We start from the raw sequence: 20981 nt of genomic DNA on the forward strand, positions 1-20981 counted from the left end.
AGGGACAAAGGGTGGTCCAGGCCGGGCCAAAAGCCAAAAGGGCTTTGCCGGAACTGTTTGTGGAGTGGGAAGAGTTTGTGTGTGCTGTGATGGAGCGTCGGCTCTTTGGAGTTGGAGCTGCGCAAAGCCGCACGTGGGCTGGCTGGGTGTCGGGCCCTGGTGCAGTGGAACGGAAAACTGTTGGGTGGGTGCTGTGTGCTGCCCAGGATGAGGGGCGGCCTAGCTGGCGTTGCCGGCTTTGATCACTATTGGTGATTCGGCGCTGCAGATCATTATTCTTCCGAGTCCGGCGTCCTGAATCATCCAAAAGACGCTGCGGTCGACGGCGATCATGTCTATGTGCCCGGACACGGCACTTCCATCAGGGCGCAGCACTGTCACGGCGTCGTTGCGGGAAAGCTTGGACCAGTCGGGCAGGGCGTGGGTGTCTTTGTGGGGGGTTCTGCGGAGGGGATGTTGGGTACGTGAGTACATATAGGGCTCCGTGGTTGCGAGGCAGTTGAGGGAGAGCTGCGAAAATGCGGTCTGGACTGACCGGGATTGCGCCGCGTATTACACAGCCTCGCCTTCGAACTATGCAGTGCTGGGGAAGATCAGCTCTTCATAACTGGGCAAGGCGTACCGCACCGGACTCGTCCGTGGGGGCGTGGCTGGTATGAACGGGGACTCAGCTGTCAGGTTCCTGCTGCTTGCTGGGGTTTCGAGGGGCTTGTCCCGGCGCTTCATTTCCGTTGGCTTCCACTATGTGAAGGGTTTCCGCGCGGACTAAGCCGTCGGAGCTTCTTCAAAGTAGAGACCCGCCCAGGGCGTGCAGCTCCAGGTGCTGGCACCGCTGGACTGGGGCGGGGCAACGGGCTGAACCAGGGGCAGATGGAAGGGAACTGTGCGGGGGGAATGGCAGAATGCTGTGCTCAGAACACGGTGTGCGGTGCTCACGATGACTCCTCAACGCTGACGAGGGGAACCCAGGGTTCCAAAGGGCTATAACTTCTTTTGATGTAGGGGGGCCGCCATTGGCCTCGAAAAATTGAACGCAATGTTCATTTTGTGAACATGCTTAAATTGTGGTTCAGCTCACTCGTTTTTGCAAGAGGTTTTCGAATGTTTTTTGAACGTTACGTTCGGAAAATGGACACTTCCTGCTACGCCCGACGGGTGGCTGCCGGCCTTTGGCTCGGCAGCCGCCTGTGGGCTGTGTGGAGTCCGACCCCGGACGCGTTTCTTGTTGCGAGAGGCTGTCCGGGGCCGGGGGTCTTGTGTCAGGGCAAGTTAGAACTGATTTTGTTCAGGCTTGCCGTCGATGAGGCGGTTGACCTTCCATGGGTTCTCATCCTGCAGCGGGACAGGGAGGAGTTCCTGGGGAATGTTCTGGTAGGCGACAGGGCGCAGGAAGCGGTTGATGGCGAGGGTTCCCACGGAGGTGGTGCGGGAGTCTGAGGTGGCGGGGAAGGGGCCGCCGTGGACCATGGCGTGGCCTACTTCGACGCCGGTGGGCCAGCCGTTGATGATGATGCGGCCCACTTTCTGCTCCAGGGCCGGGATCAGGGGCGCCGCGGTGGCGGAGTCCGCTTCGGTGAGCTGCAGGGACGCGGTGAGCTGGCCTTCGAGCCGGTTGATGGCCTCGATCAGGTCCTGGGTGCTGGTGTAGCGGATGACCAGGGACGCGGCGCCAAAAATCTCGGCGTGCAGCACTTGGTTGGCCACGAACTCAGACACGCTTGTACCGAAGATTGTTGGCGCCGGTGCGTTCTTGGTAGCGCCTTCAAGACCCTTGCCAATGATGTCCACACCCGATGCGCCGACCAATGCCTGCGTGCCCGTGTTCCAGGATCCGGCGATGCCTTCGGTGAGCATGGTCTGCCCCCCGCAGGCGGAAACAGCACGGCCCACGGCGGCAGCGAATGTATCCCCTGCCTCACCGGCCGGGGCGAACAGCAGACCCGGAGAAGTGCAAAGCTGCCCGGAGCTTCCGGTGACGGCGGCAACGTACTGCTGTGCGAGGGCATCGACGTCACCCTTGAGGGCACCTTCGAAGACGAACACCGGGTTCAGCGAGGACATTTCCGCGTAGACGGGGATCGGTTCGGGGCGCGCCGCGGCGGTGCGAATCAGGGCGATCCCGGCGGCCTGGGAGCCGGTGAAGCCGACTGCCTTGATGGCCGGATCCGCGACCAGTGCCTGGCCGATGCTGGCCCCCGGACCGTAGACCAGGGAGAACACGCCCGGGTGCAGTCCGAGGTTCTTGACGGCCTTGACGACGGCTTGGCCGACGAGTTCCCCGGTGCCGGGGTGCGCGTTGTGCGCCTTGAACACGACCGGGCAACCGGCGGCGAGGGCGGAGGCTGTGTCACCGCCGGCGGTGGAGAAGGCGAGCGGGAAGTTGCTGGCACCGAACACGGCGACGGGGCCGAGCGGGATCTGGCGCTGGCGGATGTCCGCCCGGGGCAGCGGGGTGCGGTCCGGGATGGCGGGGTCGATGCGGACGCCGCGGAAGTCCCCGGTACGGACAACTGATGCGAAGAGGCGCAGCTGGCCGGTGGTGCGCGCCCTTTCGCCTTGCAACCGGGCGGCGGGCAGGCCGGTTTCCTGGCCGGCCCGGATGATCAGTTCCTCACCGATGGCCTCGATGTTGTCCGCAATGGCTTCCAGGAATGCGGCGTGGGTTTCCGGATCAAGGGTGCTGAAGGACGGATAGGCCTCAGCAGCCGCTGCTGTGGCTGCCTTGAGCTGGTCTTCGGTGAGCAGAGAATAGGCCGGCTTGAGCTGTTCATTGGTGGCCGGGTTGAGTCCATAGGTTGTGCCGCCTGTTCCGGCGGTGGTCTCCCCTGCGATGAGGGAATGTCCGTTAAGCGTCATTGGTACGTCTCCTGAAGACAATGAAAGGGTGCGGGCAGCCTGTTACGAGGCGGCTGCCGCCTCCTTGGCGGGTGGGTTGATCGGCTGGGCCCGTCAGGCGTTGCCGGGGCCGAGGTGCCAGATGCCGAGGGCGGAGAGCAGTTCCCTGGGGTCCCACACCACGAATTCCTCGGCGATTTTGTCGTTTTCGAAGCGGAGGAAGGATGCACCCGTTACGGTGATGCTTCGTCCCGTGGCCGGCACGTCCATGAACGATCCTTGGTGGGTTCCCTGGCTTTGCCAGTGAATGGCGGCAGTTTCACCGTCTTCAACAATGTGCAGGATGTCGGTGCTGAAGTCCGGGAAGGCTGCGTGGGTAGCCTTGATGGTTTCCACGACGCTGGTGGCGTCCTCGCTGCCTGACTTGGAGCGGCGGAGATACCCGGGAGCGATGATCTGCTCAAACGCTGTCACGTCCCCGTCGCCCCAGGCACGGTTCCAGGCGTTGAGAATTTCTTCACGGCGGTTGCTCATGATGCGCTCCTGGCTGCTTCGGGGGTGGGGATTTCGATGGGCAGGTACTGGCCGAATTTGCCGCCACGGAAGATCAGTGCGTTGCCGCTGCCCTCCTCCATGTTCGTTACGGCGCCTACAACCATGTAGTGGTCACCGACAACGACTTCGGCAGTGACTTTGCAGTCGATATAGGCGGTGGCACCGTCCAGGTGGGGGGTGCCCAGGGGGCCAGCGGTGGAGGGCAGGCCTTCGAACTTCTGCGGACCTTTGCGGGAGAGGGAGCGGCAGATGCTGATCTGATCATCGGCCAGGATGTTGGCGGTGAAGTTCTGAAGTTTGCGCAGTCTGGGCCATGTTGAAGAGGACTTGTCGACGCAAAACATGACAAGGGGCGGCTCCAGCGACAGGGACTGGAACGTGCCGACGACCAGGCCGAGTTTCTCGTCGTCGTCGTTGATGCCGGTGATGGCCACGACACCGGTTGGCAGCTTACCCAAGACCTGGCGGTAGTAGGCGGGCGTGACCTCTGTTGCCGGTGTGGCGGCTTTGGTAGGGGTGATATCCATGTCAATCTTCCTTGATCGATTTCATGAGTTGGCCGGGAGGCTTCTGGAGGTGGTCCCGTTAGAGGGACAGTGAGAGCGAGGGTTCACGGAAGCTTCCGAAGCGGCCTCCGTGGAAGATGAGGGGGTTGCCCTCACCGGATGTCATTTCCAGTACGCTGGCGATGATGACGATGTGGTCGCCGGCCACGAATTGCTGTTCGACACGGCAGTCGAACCAGGCAAGGGAACCGTGGATGTGCGGGGTGCCCCAGACGGATTCTGACCATCTGACGTCGCGGAGTTTGTTCTCGCCCTTGGCTGAGAGCGCACGGCAGACCTGCTGTTGATCTTCCGCGAGCAGGTTGACGCTGAAACGCTCAGCCTCGGCAATTCTGGGCCAGCTCGTGGAGGAGTGCATCACGCTGAACGTCACCAGTGCAGGTTCCATGGACAGCGAGGCCAATGTTCCGACGATCATGCCGTTCTGGGCGCCGATGACCGGGTCGGTGGAGCAGACGGCGGCTACCCCGGTGGGGAGGTGGCGCATGACGGCACGGTAGTGATCAGAGTCGATCCGGTGGGTTTGGTTTTCCAGTGTGGGGGCGCTCACGGCTGGTCTTCCTTGAGTGCTGCGTGGATGTTGCGGCCGGCGCGCAGGCCCGACTCGATGGCGCCGTCGAAGAAGCCGGCCCAGATGTTGGCGATGTCGCTGCTCGCGAAGTGCAGGGCGCCTTCGCTGGCCTGCTGCGCTGCGTGGTACTTGGTCAACTGGCCGGGACGCTGGATCTGCCAGGTTTCCTCGGCGTAGGGGTCTTCGCCCCACTTGTGTCCGGTGACTTCGGTGACTTCGAGGTCGTCGCGCCATACCTTGATGGCTTCCTGGACCTGTTCGATATCCGTCACGTCAATGCGGTTCGCATCGGCACCAAAGCCGACCAGAACAGCGTCGCCTTCTCCGACGAACTCGGTGCGGATCACGGACAGCGGCTTGTCCTGGGCAGAATAGGCGAAGAACGGCTTGATGGGTCCCTTGACCCGGATCCAGGCCTTGACGCCCTGGGATGCGGTCTTCTCCCGGCTGGGGGCGAGCTTGCCTTCAGAGAGGGAGGGCTGGATATCGAGTTTGTGCAGAATGTTCTGCGGCAGGGTAATGACGACTTTTTTGGCTTGGATCTCCTGGCCGTCGCCGTAGGTTACGGTGGCTCCCTCATTGTTGTGGCGGACGGCTGTCACGGGGGTGTCGAGGCGGATTTCCGCGTTGGTGTCCGCGGCGATCGCGTTCACCAGGGTGTCGTTGCCGTTCTTCAGGCGGAAAATGGCCGAGGCCTCGTGCATCAGGTGCCAGTGCCCGGAGGATCCGGCGGTCCAGCGGAGCGCGTTGACGTAGGCGCACTGATTCAGGGGTGCGTTGAAGTGGCCTACCCAGGCTGCTTCGTTGGCGTTCCGCTCGTCCTCGGAGAGGTCCAGCTTGTCCAGCATTTCCTGCAGGTTGTATTGGTCCGCCTCGGCGAGGTTTGGGTTGGTCAGCGGCGCGTCAGGGCGGGGAAGCCACTTCATGGTGTCTTCAAGGAGCCGCGTCATGCCGGGATCGATCAGCTCCATAAAGTCGTCCAGGTTGCCGCGGCGGACTTCATCCCCGGCCAGCCAGTACGTTTCTTCCGAGCGCGGGCCACGGGAGACCTCCAGGCCGTAGCGGGTCACCTCGGCCCAGACGTGGGGCTGGGTCCAGTGCAGCCAGTTGCCGCCGAGCTCCAGCTTCTGGCCCAGACGGTTTTCCGTATACAGGCGGCCGCCGAGGCGCTCCCGGGCTTCCAGGACAACCACCTGGTGGCCGCGGTTGCCGAGCTCACGGGCGGTGATGAGGCCAGCGAGACCGGCACCGATGACGACGACGTCAGTTTGTTCAGTCATTGAGGGATCCTTCGTTGATAATTCCGTTGTGGCGGCTGCGTTTAGCGGGCGGCGTCGCTCAGGTGCTTGGCTCGCTGCGCCGTGGCCGGATGGCCGTCCAGGGTGTACTTGTGGCCGGGAAAGAGCTTTTCGCGCAAGGTAACTGGCTCCTGGTCCTCCGCCCGGGGCGGGGCAATGATGCCTTGGGCGCGGAGCTCCGGAAGGGCGAGTTCGATGAACTCTTCCCAGCCGCCCGGCTTGGTGATGTAGCTGAGGTTGATGCCGTCGATATCCGCCTCGTCCCGCCAGCGGCGCAGCTCTGCCGCGACCGTTGCCGGGGATCCGACGATTGTGGCACCAGTGCCGCCGACGGCGAGGAACTCTGCGATCTGGCGCGGCGTCCAGTCCCGTTCCGGGTCAGCCTTGGAGAACATGTCCACCATCGACTGCCCCGCTTTGGTTCCAACGGACCGCAAGGGAGTATCGAGTTCGTATTCGGACATGTCGATGCCGGTCCAGCCACTGAACCGGGCCAGGATTCCATCGATCGGCGCGTTATCCACGGCTTTCTGGTACTTGGCCTTGGCTTCTTCATCGGTGGGCGCAACCACGACGGTGAGCAGGATGACCACCTTGACGTCGCGGGGATCACGGCCGGCGTCGGCCACTGCCTGGCGGAGTTTCGCCACACTACGCTTTGCACCTTCCACGGACGTGCTCTGAATAAAGACGGCCTCGGCATGCTTCCCGCCGAACTCCATGCCCCTGGACGAGGAGCCGGCCTGGAACAGCACCGGGGTGCGCTGCGGGGACGGCTCGCAGAGGTGGAAACCGGGGACCGTGAAATGCTCCCCGGAGTGGTGGATCTGGTGCACCTTGGAAGGATCGATGTACGTTGCCGACTCGGCGTCCCGGACCACAGCGCCCTCGTCGAAGGAGCTTTCCCAGAGTTTATAGACGACGTCCATGTACTCGTCGGCCAGGTCATAACGCTCCGCGGGGGTGAGCTGCTGCTCCTTGCCCAGGTTGCGGGCCGCGGCCTCCGAGTAGGAGGTCACGATGTTCCAGCCGACTCGGCCTGAGGTCAGGTGGTCCAGCGAGCTGAACTTGCGGGCCAGCAGGTAGGGCGGTTCATACGTTGCGGAGACGGTTACCCCGAACGTGAGGTGCTTCGTCACGGCAGCCATACCGCTGATCAGCACAGTCGGGTCGTTGATCGGGAACTGGGCGGCATCGCGGAGGGCGGCGTCGCCGTTTCCGCGGAAGACATCGTGGTAGCCGAGGTTGTCCGCGAAGAAAATGCCATCGAAACCGGCCTTTTCCAGCATCTGCGCGATACCGGTCCAGTACCGGAGATCGGTGTAGCGGTGGCCCTGGTCTGCTTCGTTGCGCCATGACCCGGAGGTCAGGTGGGAGGGGGCGAAGACATCGAAGGCGAAGAGGCTAAGAGGTTCGTTTTTCATGGCAGCGGTGCTTCCTTGGACTGGTGCCGGACAATGCGACAACTTGAGAGCTAGTCACGTTCAAGATATGAACACTACGTTCAATTTAGGTTGTAAGCCAGCTCACTGTCAAGAGTCTTTTCGCGTGGATTCTTGGAGGCAGACTTCAGTCGCGCACAGCCAGGGCGGCAGAAAGTGAACCCCCAAGCCGTTCACGAGATCAGGGACAAGCGCCTGCCGGGCCCCGCCCTCGGGCAAGGGCCGGCAGGCGCTTTGTGCTCCAGGGGCAAAGACGTCACCAGACAAATGCTGAACGCCAAGTTCATCTGATGGAGCGTGGCCTAGACTGGGATCCATCAGTCAAATCGCGGCACAACCGCCCGACAGGACATGAACTGGGAGCAGATATGGCAGCGGGACGGATCGAAGCACCAGAAGCGACAGAGGACGATGGGTCAGCGGCCCCCCAGGAATCCGTTGATTTGATTAATAAATCCGTCGTGAAGGCAACCGTTCTGCTCAGTGAGCTCGCCCGTCACCGCAACGGCATTACCGTCACCGAAGTCGCCCAGGCGGTCAAAATGACCCGACCGACCGCATTCAGGCTGCTGCTGACCTTGGAACAGACCGGCTTCGTGGACCGTGTGGACAACCGATACACCCTCGGCTGGCAGATTGCCCGGCTCGGGCGGCTGGCTGATCCCTACACAGGCGCTGTCGCCAGGGTCCAGCCTGTAATGGACGAATATGCAGTCAAGCTCAACGAAACTCTTGGCTTTGCCATGCTCAGGGGCGAGCTGGAATTTGACCTCGTAGCCGAAGCCTCCGGCTCGCGCATGCTGAACGTCTCCCACCACTACGTAGGCGGGTCCTGGCCCCTGCATGCCAGCGCCACCGGCAAAGTCCTGCTCGCGGAACTTGACCAGGACAAGGTCGAGGCAGCGCTTCCGGACAAGCTTCCGGCTTACACCGCACTTACCATCACCAGCCGCAAGGTCCTGTTTCGCGAGCTGGAGCAAATCAGGAAACAGGGCTACGCACTGCTGGACGGTGAACTGGAGGAGGAACTCTTTGTTATCGGTTGCCCCGTCCGCGATGCGGCAGGGGCTCTGGTTGGCATCCTCACCGTCAACGGACCGACCCAGCGGCTAAAATCCGACCAACTGCCGCGCATCATCGATACAGCCTTGCAAGCGGCCGAAGACATTTCCAAGGCATTGATCTAGGCCTCGCGCCTCGCATCACGGCGGCAACCCAGCGACTGGCCCACGCGGCTGGCGCAGTTCCCCGGTTTGTGCTGACCGGAACTTCGCGGGCACAGCGCCGGCCAACCTCCTGCAGACGGACAACTTTTGCGCGGCCGGCAGACCCCGGCAAGCCGCCCACATTCCCGCACCCGGCCAGCCCCCACCCTTTCATTCCGGCACGCCTACCAGCCGCCCACGCCCGTATTCGATCCTGCTGTCCACCGCGCTCCACCCCGATCTCAATCCCAATTGCGGCGTTCGCTGCTGATATTCAGCGAGACCGGAAGCGATTGATACGCGGCGTGATAAGTGCCACAATGAGTATGCGTTCATTTTGCGAACGCAACGTTCATTTATGAAGAGGAGGCTACGGCCTTCTGGCAACGCGGACGTTGCTTGGAGCACAAGTCAAAGGAAAAAATCATGACCACCACACACGCCGGCGCAACCACCCGCAGCCTGCGGCTCGAAGAAGCCAGATCAGGGCATGGGCACGTTGCTTAACACTCTGATGTACGGCGAATAGATACAGATCTCGCATCGGCCCTCTGTTGACACCGGAGCTAGGCGCAAAAGCGCCTGGAAGACGCTGCGCGGGCAATGGAGCAATGACTCGGGTCTCTGCCGTCACTTTAGATCAACCCTCCACTCATGTTCCCAGACCCTAGAAATCGGACATCCGTGACCACCCAATCAGTGCCCGTGTGGGCGATTCAACGTGTAAATGCGGTTCTTGCCCACGGGCAGGAACAAGGCCGCACACCCACCAACATGGCAGACCTCGCCCGCCGGGCAGGGCTGAGCAAGCGAATGACTCGACGATGCTTGCTCTACTCACAGAAAACTTTTGCATTCAGCGGCAAGGTAACCCACCTGTCCACCCACTCAGGCGGGGCGCAAGCAGGAGAACCATGCACTTAGTAACCGAGATTGTCGGATGGGCAGGAGCCGCAATCATGCTGACTGCATACCTTTCGGTTTCCATGGGCTGGTTCCAAGTAGGCCGCCGTTTTCAGGCTGCAAATATGCTGGCCTCAGGCGCACTCGTAGTAAACGGCGCCAACCACGGGGCATTACCTTCCGTAGTAGTCAATACTGCTTGGTTCCTGATTTCCATGGTTGCCTTCCTGCTCATCCAGCTCAGACCAAAGGCCATCCGACCGGCTGGCAACTTCCCGCGCCTTGACGGGGAGCTGTACTGCAGCGAGGACTCAAAGCAGTAAGGCGCCTTCCTTCAACTCCGACCTTGTTGCAGCGGCAGTTCGACGACGCTATCGACCGCACGAAAGCCGCTGCCACTCGTAAGCCGACCAGAGACATGCCGTACGGATAGCAGCATCTATGACGCCGTCCGACAACGTGCTTCAGTTGCACACCAGCACGTACATCTTTGTTATCGGCCCTGTAGGGCCTTACACCCTCGGGACACGGAACAGAGAGTGCGAGACGCTACCCGGATTGCTTCCGGCCGCCGGTTCGCTTAGTTCGTAAGCGATAGCGATTTAACCGCTGTCTGGCGGTTTCCTACCAGGTGCCAGCTTGAACCACACCCCAACCTGACGTCAGGCCGCGGTCAATCAGTGCGTCAGAATAAGGTCCATTCTGCGAATTCTGGACAGCCCTTTATGAAAGCCCTAAACACTAAGCTGACACTCGTGGGTGGAGGAGCAAGTCCGAGGCAAACAGCTCAGGCCTACCGCTTGCCCTTCTTCCGCGAACCCTTGCCGCGTCCCTTGTCCGGGTTCGGCGCGTACCGCTGCGCCACCTTGGGCTTCTTGACTGCGGGTCCGCGCCGGTCCGGCTTCGGTTCCTTCTTGGGCTTCTCCTGCTGGGCGGAGGGCTGGCGGGAGCTCGCCGCGGTCCGGCCGCGGACGATCCCGATGAACTCCTCGATGATCTCGTCCGTGGAGTCGGCGGGCCAGGCCAGCGCGATCTCCGTGACGGGCGCGCCGGTGAGCCGGCGGGCCACGGTGTCCTTGACGTTGAAGTGCCGTGCAACGGACATCGGCAGGATCACCAGGCCGGCGCCGGAGGCCACCACTTGCATGGCCGCTTCCGGGCCGCCCATTTCCGCGACGTCCAGGAACGTCTCCGCGGCCAGATCTGCCAGGGCCACTTCCTCGAACACAGAAATTTCGTGGCCCTTGGGCGCCACCACCACCGGCTGCTCCTCATAGAGGGGAATCACGTTGAGGTCGCCGCGCTCAATCGGAAGCCGGACAAAGCTGAGGTCCGCGGAACCGTCAGTTAATACGGAAACCTGCGCGCCGTCGTCGGACATGAACGATTCGAGCGGAATGTCCAGCACGCGCTCTTCCCAGCGGCGGATCCACTTCCCGGGCGTTACGCCGGCAACGTAGGCGAAACGCAGCACCCTGGGCGCCTCCTGCTCGGTTGCGTCGGAGGGGCTGGTCTCGACGGGGGCAGCGTTCTGCGGGGAATCATTGTCTGCGGGCACGTCTTCACAGTACCGCCCGCCCGGATACCCTTGAAGCATGACCTCTGCAAACTCCCAGTCCATGAAGCCGGCCACCGTTGCCAAGAAGCTTGGCATCTACCTGCCGGCAACACCGCAGGAGTTCCAGGATTCCACCATCACCCGCGCCGATTTCGCCGAGCTCCAGGCCAACCCGCCGGAGTGGCTCGTGGAACTCCGCCGCAACGGCCCGCACCCCCGCCCGGTGGTAGCCCAGAAACTGAACGTCTCCATCAGCGGCCTCGCCCGCGGCGGCGTCGAGGAAGCACTCACGACGGCGGAAATCACCGCGCTGCTGCAGGCTCCCCCGGCGTGGCTGGTCACCGAGCGCTCCACCCACGCGGCCGTCCGCGCCGAAGCCCAGCGCGTCAAGGACGAGGCCGCCAAGAAGGACGCCAAAAAGGCCCGCAGCCAGGCCGAGTAGCCCGGCCACCTGGCAGAGAAGATCAGTCCTGGTGCAGCATCACATAGTTGCCGCAGCCGTCGTCAAACACGGCGCTTATTCCGGACGGGTCCTCTGACGGTTCGCCCTTGAACTTCACTCCGGCAGCGACCAGCCGCTCGTACTCGGCCTGCACGTCCGGAACGCCGAACACGATGGCGGGAAGCCCGGCCTCGTGCACGGCATTCATGTAAGTCGCACCGATCGGGTTGTCGCTGGGCTCCAGCAGCAGACCTGCTGTATTGTCGCCAGCACCGGGGTCTTTGATGATGTAGAGGTTGTACTCGGGCATCGCCATCAGGGTGTCGAACCCGAGGGTCTCGGTATAGAACTTGTGGGCGGCGGCCGGATCCTGGACATGGATGCTGCACATCTTGATTCTCATCGTCCCAACGTACCGGGGTGGCCTCCCCGCTGGCACTACTTACTCCGCTGCAGGTACAACTCCCCTGCCTTTCCAAGGCTTTCGTGGTCACGCCGGCGGGGGTCCGGCACGCCCGCCAGGAGTCAGGGCGTGTTGACCCTGTCAGCGTCAAGATCGTCTGTTTCGTGGCGGGACGGGTGGTTGTCCAGTACCGGGAGGTGGGTGTCGAGTCCGAGCGGCTGCAGGGCCGGCCTGCCCAGGAGGTAACCCTGGCCGGCGAGTACAGTCTTCCGCGCGGGGCCGGCATGACCAGGCTGCAGCAGTGCGGTGAGCATCCGCTGCTCTTCGATGCCTTCCGCCACGACCCACCCTCCGGTCTGTTCAACGAACGTCATGGCCGCAGCCACTGTGGCTGCCGATGAAGGGTCCGCACCGAGCCGGGAGATGACCTCGCCGTCGATCTTGATGATGTCGAACCGAACAAGGGTAAGGGCACGCAGGCCGGCGTTGCTTCGGCCCATGTCATCGAGGGCCAGCCGGAAGCCCCGCTCGTGCGCCTTGGTGAGGCTGCGGATCGGTTCGGGGTGGTCGAGTCCGGCTTGTTCGGTCACCTCCAGGACAACATCTTCCGGTTCGAGGCAGGCCGCAGCCAAGTCCGCCGTGAGGGCTTCGATGTCGAGGTTGGCCAAGGCGTCGGGGTGGATGTTCATGAACAGAAGGCCCACCCACGCCCGGGCCTTCACCGCTTCGAGCACCGCCGCCCGCGCCCGGGAGTCCAGCGTCGCAGCCAGGCCGAGGCGTTCGGCAAGTTCGAAGGCCTCCTGCGGCCCCGAGATCGGGGAATCCGCAGGCAACCGCAGCAGGGCCTCGTGGGCCAACACCACACCGCGGCGCAGGTCCCAGATTGGCTGGAAGGCCACCGTGATGGGGGTATCGCCGGCCGCCAACGCCGTCAAGGCCGCGATCTTTTCTGCGCTGACCGTGTGGCCCGCGGCCATGGACTGAAAGGTGACGCTTTGGCGGCGCCCTCGCCGCTTTGCCTCATAAAGTGCAGCATCGGCGCGTTCCCACAGTTCCTGCAGCGCAGCACGATCCGTCACCGTGCTCGAAGCGATACCGGCACTGAAGGTCACGCCTGGAAACGCCTTGATCATGGCGGCCCGGACCCGCTCCAGTGCCTGGACGGCCCCATGCTCGCTGCGGCCCGGCAAAATGGCGGCGAACTCATCCCCTCCGAGCCGGAAGGCAATGTCTGAAGTGCGCAGCTCCGCGAAGGAGTCCGCAAAACCAGTGAGGACGCGGTCGCCGTGGGTATGCCCCAGACGGTCGTTGATCCGCTTGAAATTGTCCAGGTCGAGCAGGGCCAGCGTCACCGGAGCGTCCGTCATGCGCGCTAGTGCCGACTCCAGCGCCGGCCGGAAGGGCCGCCGGCCCGCCAGCCCGGTGAGCGCATCCTCGTCAGCCTCGCGCCGCGCCAGCAGGTGACGCCGGTGCAGGGTCCGGCCCCCGAACACGTACGACAGAGGAATCGCGCCCAACACGGCGAGCAGCAGCCCCAACGCCTTGCGCTGCCACAGATCAGCGACCATCTCCGCGATGATGTCAGGGTGCTGGTCAATACTCAGGACGAGTGAACCCCCGGGCGCCGACACGGGGATGAAGTATTCGTACGCCTCGCGGGGACCGTTCTCCCCCCTGGTTGTTTCCTTCTCAGCCACCGCCGTGCCGGTGGATGCCACCTCGGACAGCCGGGCCGGCTCCGCCCTGGTTTGGCCCGCCTCTTTCCCGGACTCTGCATACAGCCGGCCATCGGCGGCGAACAATCCGACATACACCGTGCCGTAACCGTGTCCGATGTGATCCAATTCGGCAGCGACGGCCGCATGTTGGGTCTTCGGGTCCGAATTCGCAGCCAGGGCATCTTCGAGCTCTTCCGCCAACGCTCCATAGTTCCGTAATGAATCCTGGAGCCCGCGGTCAACGATTTGCTGCTGCGCCGCAGCAAATTCCACCAGGCCCGCCAAGAGCATCGCCGACGCGACCGCGAGCACCCACCGGACCAGGAACGGCAACCCAGGCCTGAGGCGTCGGTCCCGCGCGGCATGTCCCCCGCCCCTTGCCAGCCCGTTGTCAGCGCCGCGATGTGTCTGTGTGAAAATCCTCTGATAGTTCATAAGGCCCCCAATGGCCCCGCCAGGATCCTGCGACGGGTACCCCCCAACATAGACCTATACCGTCCTCCACGACCATGCGGCCGATCAGCAGCACGTGGAACGCCGGGCTGGCCAAGAATCCGCCCCGGGGCAGCCCGCCCTGCCCATTGACCCCGGTGCCTGCAGGGGATGCAATTAAGGAAGCAACCCGGAATCCTGGGCCGGGCCTGACGCTGGGAGGTGCCGCGGTGCCGGCAGTAGCAGAATCCATCCTTTCCGGAGCATTGACGCTGGTGTTCTGCGGGGCAGTGCTGGTGTGCGCGGTTGCTGCCACCGTTTTTGCTGTCCGCCGCCATGCGGCGCCGGGCGTTGCCGCGCACGCCACGGGGCACGCCACGGACACCGTGTTTTGGGACGTCTTTATGGGCTCCGCCGTGGCACTGCCGGCGCTCCTCATCCCCACGCTGGCGTCGCCCTGGTCCGGTGTGGTCCTCACCGCCCTCGCGGCGGCAACCGGAGTGGCCGCACACCGTGGCAGCCCGAGGATTTTGGCCTGGCAGTCAGCACGCCGGCAGCGGCGGCTGGACCTGCCCGTCTACACCGCGGCGGAGGCTGAACATGACACGCTGCTGACCCGGTGGCGCCGCTACGAGCTGGACCCCGCCAGCTGCATCGACTACCCCGCCATGACCGATGTCCGGCGGCCCGAAACGTCCGCGCTGATCCGGGCAATGCGGGAGGCGGACCAGTTGAGGGCCGCGCGGCACCAAGGGTACGTTCCCGCCGTCGCACGCCTTGGCCTCGCCCTCAGCGCCGCCGAAGAGGCGGCCGGCATCCGCCCCGCGGGGATCAGCTGACGACGTTAACGGGTATGTCGCCGCCACTGGAGTCCGCGGATCGCACGCCGTAGCATCCGAGGATGGAACCCACAGAAGCGGAAGTCCTTGACGAGTTCGGCAGGCGGCTGGTGGACAAAGGGGCCTGGCGGCAGGCCATCACCCTGGCGGCTGCCGGTGAACTGACAGCGCGCTGGCTTGAGGGCGAGAGCCGGTACCAGGCCGCCACCTTCACCCCCACGTACGACGCCGAGACGGCACCCATTGCGGCCGGGCTCGCCGCACTGAACCGGAACGGTCTTTTCACCAAGGAGTCCCAGCCCGGCCTCCGGGAGGGGGAAACCGCGCAGCGCCAGTACGTCACCGCGTTCTGCAGCGCCGAAACGGCCGCGGACCTCCTGGCCCTCTCCACCCGGTCCGAACTGGTGACCGTGGCGCACGCGCCGGGCGAGTCCAGCAGTGCAGCCATCCCGGTAACGCTCGACGGCGGCGAGGTGGTCACCGTGCTCGGCTCCAGCGAGAACCCGGTGGACGAAGAACAGATCCAGGACTGGGCGAACGAAACCAACGACACCCTCGCCCTGCTGCTCGCCGACTCCTGGTACGTGGAAATCCTGGACCCGGTCTGGGGCCGGAACGACATCCTGCTGCCGGCGGTCCTGGCCGCCCTCACCGCCGGGCAGTAGGGAACCTCCCCGGAACCACCATGGGCCGGAGGTTGTCCGCATGTGAACCAGTGGTGACGGCCTCCCATTCCCAGCTTGCGCCGCCGTCGGGCGTCCCTGCTGAGTAGATCTCATAGTGGGGCGTGGACTGGCCGGGCACCGTTGACGTCGTTGGCACGGCAGGTGAGGATCGCCGCGAGGTGGTTGCCCTGCCGCCGAAGATCGGTGGTCCAGCATCGACCTCAGTGTATCCATGTGTGCGCCACAGACCCTTGATCAGCCTTGTCTGCCCGGCGTAACCTGCACAGCAAGGCAGCAGGACGGACGGCTGTGGGCACTGGAGGCACGGATGAATCTACTGAGCCAGTTTTTCGCCGGGGCGACCGCCCTGGCCCTGTTCAGCGTCGGCCTGCTGGAGATCTTCCGTCACGGGGACCGCCGTTTTTTCAGGATCTTTCTGATCAAGCCTGATGACGTTCCGGCCGTGCGCATGTGGGCGATGAACATCGGCGCCTACAACATCGCCTTTGCCCTGGGCATCACGGCGGGACTGTGGATGGTGAACATCTCCGGCGAGGCCGCCGGTGGCTCAGCGATCGTGCTTTTCTGCTGCGCCAGCCAGTTCTTCCTGGGAATCTGGCTGTGGATCACCGAAAAGCGCCTGCTCATCAGTGCCATCGGACAGGCCCTTGGTCCCGGCCTGGCGCTGGCCTTCTACGTCTTCCTGCGGTGAAGCCGGGCAGCCGCACATGCTGCTGCCCGGCTTGGTCCGCAGAGCAAAACTACAGCTCGACGGTGCCGCTTTCGCCCACACTCATGCGGCTGTTGGTCACCTTGGACTTAACCCACTGCAGCACGGTGGCGGCAGTTCCGCCGGGGCTGGTCCAGTATTCTGCCGAGTCCGAATCGACGCGGAGGAGGCACACTTCGGGCGTATCCGGGCCGTCCGGGAACCACGCCTCCACCACCTGGTTCCACATTTCGTGGATCTTGGCACGGTCCGTGACGACTTCGGCTGTCCCGGCGACCGAAACCCATTCGGTGTTTTTGCCGAACGACACGTTCACGCGCGGGTCCGCACGGACATGGGCCACCTGCGAGGTGCCGAGGCCCGTGAAGAACCACATGTCGCCGTCGTCCTTCACATCCTGCACGGCGAGCGGCCTGCTGACCAGGGCGCCCTCTTCGTTGATGGTGGTCAGCATCCCGATGTGGGCACTGTTGATGATGTCGGTAACTTTGCTGATGCTCTCAGTGTCCGTCATGCTCTCACCTCGTTCTGGTCGATGGGGAAGTTCCCCGCCCGCCAGCCTATTGGTAAGCATGCTTATTTTCCACCCCGGCTGCTGCCGGCGGAGGTCACGCCCGACGGCGACCCGGCCGGTTTCAGGAAGCGTTGCTTTCCCATTCGCGGTCGTTGATGAATTCGTCCGGTCGGTACTCCACGAAGGCCGCACCGTCCAGTTCCAAAGACTCTGCCGCACGCTGCAGGTTTGCAGTGGTGGCCACCGATCCCCAATGACCCGTCTCGAGCCGTTGATCCATGGCTTCGATTGCGGCGATGTTTTCGGCCACAGTGAAGTTGCAGTGACCCGCCCGGTTGACGAAGGCCTGGCGGAACAATGAGTTCCCACCCGCCTGGCGGACCGTTTCTGCGTATTCTTCCTGGTACTCGACGGGCGCCAGAAGATCCACCACAGTGTGCGTGGCCAGCAGCGGCACCTGTAGTTCTCCCGTCGGCGTGGATGTCCGGAGCATCCACTCGTAACCTTCCACGCTTGGCTCAATGTCAGCGTTCCCCGTCAAGGTGGAAAGGTCGGCGGTCAGGTTGAGCCCGGCCACGGCGTACATGTACTTCACCACTTGGCGCTGTTCGGACGCCTGCAGGAGCGCTGAATAGTCCACACCAGCGGTCCAGCCGCTGTCGCCGCCGGCGGCGTTCACAATGGTGTGGCGGCGCTCGATCACCGTTGGGAGCGTGTCCACGATCAGCTTGGCCTGGGCCGCGGCCAAGGCCTCAGGGTTGTTGGCATCGACGCCTTCGAGGTCGGTCGGCGTGTTCAGAAGGGCGGCCACCAGTGCGAGCCTTGCCCTGCCTTCAGCAGATTCGCCGGCCTGCTGCAGAGCCGCCTTCAGAGCCGCAACTGTCTCGGCGGACTGGGCGGGTGTGGTGAAGCCGGTGAGGCGGATGTCCTGACCGGGAAGGAGCAGTTCCGCTGCAGCGTAGGCCGCGTCCAGCTGGTAGTTGTTGAGTGAAACGCCGCCGCCCACCAGGCCGCAGGTGCTGACTGCGCCGTCGATACCGGAGGCCGGCAGTTCCGCCATCATGCTGGTGACGAGACCGCCCATCGACCTTCCGACGGCAATGACCCGCTCTGCCTCGCCGAAGTTCTGTTCGAAGGCGGCCAGGGTATCAATCTGGTCCTGGGCTGCGGTACCGAGTGCCCAGCCGGTGGTGGCATAGGACGAGGATGCGACGGCGTAGCCGCGGCCGATCAGCTCGTTGGCGGTAGGGGCGAATCCATTGTCCCAGGCCGGGTTGGCCGGTCCGGGGCGGAAGCCATGGGCAAACAGCACCAACTTGCCGTTCCAGTCCGCGGGAACATCAGCGCGCCATGCAGCCCCGTCCGGCAAGGTGCCCGTCGCGGTGGTGGGTGGCGCCGTTGCCGCAGTTGCGCTGGCGGAAATGTCCAGACGTGGCTGTGCCGCCACGACGGCCGGAGATGCGACGGCTGTGGCGAGGAGGGCGGTAAGGGCTGAAGTGGAGGCAATCATGCGGCAGCTTTGGCGCAAGGTGGGATGCATAAGGCGACCTGACTCGAGATGGTTACAGTTGACCATTAATGGTTATCACCAAGATTGATAATGTCAATGGTTTGTCGGTCGGCATCTGGCGGGGGTGGAGGCGGGCCAATGCTTTGGCTTGAACCAAAAGCAATGCGGGGTCACTTCCGGCCCAATATCCTCGCTGGATTGGGCGCGGAGTGACCCCGCGTTGGCCTTGCCGGTCGCTGATTTGCCGCCCGCGCGCGGTGGTGCTTAGAAGTGGGCGCCGTCGGCCTTCACAGCCAGGACGGGGCGGTCGGCCTGCATCAGGATCCGCTGGGCGTGGCTGCCCAGAATGAACTTGCCCACCTGGGTGCGGTGCCGCAGGCCGATGACGATCAGGGACGCGCCGGCTTCCCGCGCAACGTCAAGGAACTCATCGGCCAGATCGTGCAGGTACGGCGGCTGGATCAGGGTTGCCCGGACGCCTGCCTCCGCGGCACGAGCGGCGGCCCGCTCCATCACGTCCTCCGACGCGACGGACTTGTCCACCAGCGCCCCTTCCCTGGCCGAGTTGACGATCACGAGGTCCTCGTTGCGGAGTTTGGCTTCTGCGATGCCTGCCGTGAGGGCGGCCTCCCCTGCGGGGGTGGGGACGAATCCGACGATGATGCTCATACCTTCTCCTTGATGTCCGGCGTGACGGCTGGGGTGGTAACAGTGGTTTTGCGTTTGGCGATGGCACCGCGGATGACCGGGAGCACAGCCACCAGGACAAAGACCAGCAGGAGGGTCGCGGAAATCGGGCGGCCGAAGAAGCCCAGGGGGTCGCCGCCGAAGACCAGCAGGGAGCGGCGCATGGAGCTTTCGAGCAGTTCGCCGAGGACGAAGGCCAGCACGAGCGGCCCCGGTTCGAAGCCGAACTTCTTCATGAGGTAGCCGACGATTCCGAAGACCACCACGAGGGTGACGTCAAACATGCTGTTGTTGATCGTGTAGGCACCGAGCAGCGTGATCAGCGCGGTGACCGGTGCGAGGATGGCGGCGCGGACGCGGAGGATCTTCACGAAGATTCCCACCAGCGGCAGGCTCATGATCAGCAGCAGGATGTTGCCGATGTACATCGAGTTGACCACGCCCCAGAAGAGCTCTGGGTTCTGCTCCACCAGCTGCGGCCCCGGCGTGACTCCCTGGATGAGCAGGGCACCGAACATCAGCGCCATGGTGGCGTTGGCGGGGATGCCCAGGGTCAGCAGCGGGATGAACGACGACGTCGCTGCGGCATTGTTCGCGGTTTCCGGTCCGGCGACGCCCTCCGGGGCACCCTTGCCGAAACGCTCCGGCTGCTTGGCGCGCTTCTTCTCCATGGCGTAGGAGGCCATCGAGGCAATGGTGGCGCCCCCGCCGGGGAGGATGCCCAGGAAGAAGCCGAGGACGGATCCTCGGCCGATGGCTCCCGAGGCCTGTTTGAGGTCCTTGCGCGAAGGCCAGACGTTCGTGACTTTCGACGGCGCCTTGGCGGCCCGGTGGCGTTCCTCAAGGTTGTAGAGGATCTCACCGAGGCCGAAGATGCCCATGGCGATCGGCACGAAGTCGATGCCGTCGGCAAGCTGCAGGCTGCCGAACGTGAAGCGGCTTTCGCCCGTGAAGATGTCCCTGCCGATGGTGGCGAGCAGGAGCCCGAGGGCCGCGGCGATGAGTGCCTTGGCTTTGGAGCCGCTGCTGATGGTAGCCACCAGCAGGATGCCGAGCATCGCCAGAGCGGTGTACTCGGGCGGGCCGAAGTCCAGGGCGAAGCTCGCCACGATGGGGGCGAGGAACGTCAGGCCGATGATGGATGCGGTTCCTCCGAAGAAGGAGCCGATCGATGCCAGGCCCAGCGCGGTGCCTGCTTTGCCCTGTTTCGCCATCTGATAGCCGTCGAAGACGGTGACCACGGAGGACGCTTCACCCGGCAGCCGCAGCAGCACCGAGGTGATGGTGCCGCCGTACTGTGCGCCGTAGAAGATGCCGGCCAGCATGATGATGGCCGTAACGGGCTCCACGTTGTACGTGAGCGGAAGAAGGATGGCGATGGTTGCCGCGGGCCCCAATCCGGGCAGCACACCGATCAGCATGCCGATCACGACGCCGATCAGGCAGTACAGGAGGTTTGTCGGCTCCAGGACAACGGCAAATCCGTTGATAACGGGATTCAGGAAATCCACTGAGGTCTCCTAGAAGAGGTGGGGAATGGAGGTGTGGAGCGCGAGGACGAAAATCGCGTAGAAGGAAATCACGACGGCGGCACTGACCACGAGCGTTGAGCGCCACGTTTCGCCGCCCAGGAACCGCATCCAGATAATGCACAGCACCAGGGACGGCAGTTCGAAGCCGATCAGGGGCATCAGCGACACCATGGCGGCGAGCGTCACCAGGCCGGTCAACGGCGCGGTGGACATGCGGGTGAATTTTTCCGCATCCCGGTTGTGCCGTCCGGCGACCAGCTGGAACAGCCCAAGGGCCACCATGACGATGCTGATAATGAAGGGCCAGAGGCCAGGCTGCGGTTTGTCCGGCGCGCCAAGTCCCATGGCGATGGACAGGCCCGCTGCACCGATGCCGACGCCAAGGACCACCAACGATGCCGCGGCGTTGGCCAGGGCTCCTGCCGCGGGCGGCTTTTCATCCTCCCACTGGGCGGCGAGCTGTTCCGGTGTCAGGTCATCCAGGAGTTCGTCCGGAATGGCGTGGGGGGCGTCCCCGCCGGCGGCAGCCTTTTCGTGGCTGCCTCCGGCGGGCACTGCGGGTGTTCCTTTCACAGG

Annotated in this window: 21 protein-coding genes; 6 read left to right on the top strand and 15 right to left on the bottom strand. The window is 63.9% G+C overall.

Going from position 1 to position 20981, the window contains the following annotated elements:
- Nucleotides 1–219: 219 nt before the first annotated feature.
- The 7 genes from ABIA70_RS17255 to ABIA70_RS17285 form a co-directional block, all read right to left on the bottom strand.
- On the bottom strand, nt 220–474 hold the full coding sequence (locus ABIA70_RS17255; RefSeq protein WP_354148803.1) for a hypothetical protein: 255 nt from the start codon (nt 472–474) through the stop codon (nt 220–222).
- A 795-nt stretch (nt 475–1269) separates the two neighbouring features.
- Nucleotides 1270–2856, bottom strand: coding sequence for an aldehyde dehydrogenase (NADP(+)) (locus ABIA70_RS17260; protein WP_354148804.1), 1587 nt, complete (start codon nt 2854–2856; stop codon nt 1270–1272).
- 93 nt (nt 2857–2949) lie between these two features.
- The gene (locus tag ABIA70_RS17265) at nt 2950–3369 is read right to left on the bottom strand and encodes an ester cyclase (protein WP_354148805.1); all 420 of its coding nucleotides are present in this window, start codon (nt 3367–3369) and stop codon (nt 2950–2952) included.
- Nucleotides 3366–3917: a flavin reductase family protein gene (locus ABIA70_RS17270; protein WP_354148806.1), complete on the bottom strand. Its 552-nt coding sequence runs from the start codon at nt 3915–3917 to the stop codon at nt 3366–3368. Before ABIA70_RS17270 ends, ABIA70_RS17265 begins: the two co-directional genes overlap by 4 nt.
- 58 nt (nt 3918–3975) lie before the next feature.
- Nucleotides 3976–4506 (bottom strand): flavin reductase family protein, encoded by a 531-nt coding sequence (locus ABIA70_RS17275; RefSeq protein WP_354148807.1) that lies wholly within the window; start codon nt 4504–4506, stop codon nt 3976–3978.
- Complete coding sequence (locus tag ABIA70_RS17280; protein ID WP_354148808.1) at nt 4503–5807, bottom strand: flavin monoamine oxidase family protein; 1305 nt, start codon at nt 5805–5807, stop codon at nt 4503–4505. The genes ABIA70_RS17275 and ABIA70_RS17280 overlap by 4 nt, the downstream gene beginning before the upstream one ends.
- 41 nt (nt 5808–5848) lie before the next feature.
- Entirely contained in the window at nt 5849–7249 is a 1401-nt protein-coding gene (locus tag ABIA70_RS17285; protein ID WP_354148809.1) for an LLM class flavin-dependent oxidoreductase, read from the bottom strand.
- Nucleotides 7250–7728: 479 nt separating this feature from the next.
- Between ABIA70_RS17285 and ABIA70_RS17290 the strand changes: the two genes are divergently transcribed.
- Nucleotides 7729–8454, top strand: coding sequence for an IclR family transcriptional regulator (locus tag ABIA70_RS17290; protein WP_354148810.1), 726 nt, complete (start codon nt 7729–7731; stop codon nt 8452–8454).
- A 932-nt stretch (nt 8455–9386) separates the two neighbouring features.
- A complete protein-coding gene (locus ABIA70_RS21660) occupies nt 9387–9698 on the top strand; it encodes a CBU_0592 family membrane protein (RefSeq protein ID WP_502917227.1) in 312 nt (103 codons plus the stop codon).
- A gap of 470 nt (nt 9699–10168) precedes the next feature.
- On the opposite strand, the gene ABIA70_RS17295 is transcribed toward ABIA70_RS21660, so the two are convergent.
- A complete protein-coding gene (locus ABIA70_RS17295; RefSeq protein ID WP_354148811.1) occupies nt 10169–11008 on the bottom strand; it encodes a LysR substrate-binding domain-containing protein in 840 nt (279 codons plus the stop codon).
- On the opposite strand from ABIA70_RS17295, the gene ABIA70_RS17300 reads away from it, so the two are divergent.
- The gene (locus tag ABIA70_RS17300; protein WP_354148812.1) at nt 10971–11375 is read left to right on the top strand and encodes a DUF5997 family protein; all 405 of its coding nucleotides are present in this window, start codon (nt 10971–10973) and stop codon (nt 11373–11375) included. The genes ABIA70_RS17295 and ABIA70_RS17300 overlap by 38 nt on opposite strands.
- Before the next feature lie 22 nt (nt 11376–11397).
- On the opposite strand, the gene ABIA70_RS17305 is transcribed toward ABIA70_RS17300, so the two are convergent.
- On the bottom strand, nt 11398–11778 hold the full coding sequence (locus tag ABIA70_RS17305; protein ID WP_354148813.1) for a VOC family protein: 381 nt from the start codon (nt 11776–11778) through the stop codon (nt 11398–11400).
- Between the two features lie 122 nt (nt 11779–11900).
- Entirely contained in the window at nt 11901–13931 is a 2031-nt protein-coding gene (locus tag ABIA70_RS17310) for an EAL domain-containing protein (RefSeq protein WP_354148814.1), read from the bottom strand.
- Between the two features lie 227 nt (nt 13932–14158).
- Here ABIA70_RS17310 and ABIA70_RS17315 point away from each other — a divergent pair, with 227 nt between their 5' ends.
- The 3 genes from ABIA70_RS17315 to ABIA70_RS17325 all read left to right on the top strand — a co-directional run bounded on the left by ABIA70_RS17315 (nt 14159) and on the right by ABIA70_RS17325 (nt 16144).
- Nucleotides 14159–14767, top strand: a complete 609-nt coding sequence (locus ABIA70_RS17315; RefSeq protein ID WP_354148815.1) for a hypothetical protein — start codon at nt 14159–14161, stop codon at nt 14765–14767.
- Between the two features lie 62 nt (nt 14768–14829).
- Nucleotides 14830–15432, top strand: coding sequence for a DUF6919 domain-containing protein (locus ABIA70_RS17320; protein WP_354148816.1), 603 nt, complete (start codon nt 14830–14832; stop codon nt 15430–15432).
- A gap of 328 nt (nt 15433–15760) precedes the next feature.
- Entirely contained in the window at nt 15761–16144 is a 384-nt protein-coding gene (locus ABIA70_RS17325) for a DUF1304 family protein (protein WP_354148817.1), read from the top strand.
- 49 nt (nt 16145–16193) lie between these two features.
- Here the strand turns inward: ABIA70_RS17325 and ABIA70_RS17330 are convergent, their stop codons facing one another.
- The 5 genes from ABIA70_RS17330 to ABIA70_RS17350 form a co-directional block, all read right to left on the bottom strand.
- Nucleotides 16194–16676, bottom strand: coding sequence for a pyridoxamine 5'-phosphate oxidase family protein (locus ABIA70_RS17330; protein WP_354148818.1), 483 nt, complete (start codon nt 16674–16676; stop codon nt 16194–16196).
- Nucleotides 16677–16797: 121 nt separating this feature from the next.
- Nucleotides 16798–18186: an alpha/beta hydrolase family protein gene (locus ABIA70_RS17335; RefSeq protein ID WP_354148819.1), complete on the bottom strand. Its 1389-nt coding sequence runs from the start codon at nt 18184–18186 to the stop codon at nt 16798–16800.
- A gap of 264 nt (nt 18187–18450) precedes the next feature.
- Entirely contained in the window at nt 18451–18855 is a 405-nt protein-coding gene (locus tag ABIA70_RS17340; protein WP_354148820.1) for a universal stress protein, read from the bottom strand.
- Nucleotides 18852–20384, bottom strand: coding sequence for a tripartite tricarboxylate transporter permease (locus tag ABIA70_RS17345; protein WP_354148821.1), 1533 nt, complete (start codon nt 20382–20384; stop codon nt 18852–18854). The genes ABIA70_RS17340 and ABIA70_RS17345 overlap by 4 nt, the downstream gene beginning before the upstream one ends.
- 9 nt (nt 20385–20393) lie before the next feature.
- Entirely contained in the window at nt 20394–20978 is a 585-nt protein-coding gene (locus ABIA70_RS17350) for a tripartite tricarboxylate transporter TctB family protein (protein ID WP_354148822.1), read from the bottom strand.
- Nucleotides 20979–20981: the final 3 nt, after the last annotated feature.

It is taken from the genome of Arthrobacter sp. 754 (genome assembly GCF_040548695.1).
GTDB lineage: Bacteria > Actinomycetota > Actinomycetes > Actinomycetales > Micrococcaceae > Arthrobacter.